At 72.2% G+C, this 701-nt stretch carries 2 pseudogenes; one reads left to right on the forward strand and one right to left on the reverse strand.

The window, feature by feature from the left end:
- Nucleotides 1-77: pseudogene (locus tag A9X05_RS32440) on the forward strand (hypothetical protein); the annotation flags it as partial.
- Here A9X05_RS32440 and A9X05_RS26070 read toward each other — a convergent pair.
- A pseudogene (locus tag A9X05_RS26070) lies at nt 70-701 on the reverse strand (aminotransferase class III-fold pyridoxal phosphate-dependent enzyme); the annotation flags it as partial. The pseudogenes A9X05_RS32440 and A9X05_RS26070 overlap by 8 nt on opposite strands.

Raw genomic sequence — 701 nt, forward strand, 5'->3', positions numbered from 1 at the left:
TCGCCCCGCAGGTCCCGCGCGACTACGACCCCGGCTACACCGCGGCGTTCGAGCAGCAGCTCGCCGAGCACGCCGGCACAGCTCGCGCAGGTCGCGCAGGTAGCGGGGGTCGTGGAAGCGCATCCCGCCGGCGCCCTGCACCACCGGTTCGACGATGACGGCCGCCAGTTCGCCGGCGTGCTCGGCGAGCTGCTGCTCGAACGCCGCGGTGTAGCCGGGGTCGTAGTCGCGCGGGACCTGCGGGGCGAACACCTGGCGGGCCAGGATGTCGGTCCACAGCGTGTGCATGCCGCCGTCGGGATCGCAGACGCTCATCGGCGTGAACGTGTCGCCGTGGTAGCCGCCCCGCCAGGTCATCAGCCGGTGCTTGCCGGGCCGGCCGCGGCTGCGCCAGTACTGAAGCGCCATCTTGACCGCGACCTCGACGGACACCGATCCGGAATCGCTGAAGAACACGGTGTCCAGCCCGGCCGGGGTGGTGTCCACCAGCAGCTGCGCCAGCCGGGCGGCCGGTTCGTGCGTGAGCCCGCCGAACATGACGTGGTTCATCACTCCCAGCTGCGTGGTCAGCGCCGCGTCCAGCACCGGGTGGCCGTGCCCGTGAATCGCGGTCCACCACGAGCTCATCGCGTCGAGCGCCTCGATCGGCTCGCCGTCCCGGATCAACGTCAACGTGGCCCCCCGCGCGGCGACCGCGACCA

Origin of the sequence: Mycobacterium sp. E3298, from assembly GCF_001666895.1 — a bacterium.
Lineage (GTDB): Bacteria > Actinomycetota > Actinomycetes > Mycobacteriales > Mycobacteriaceae > Mycobacterium.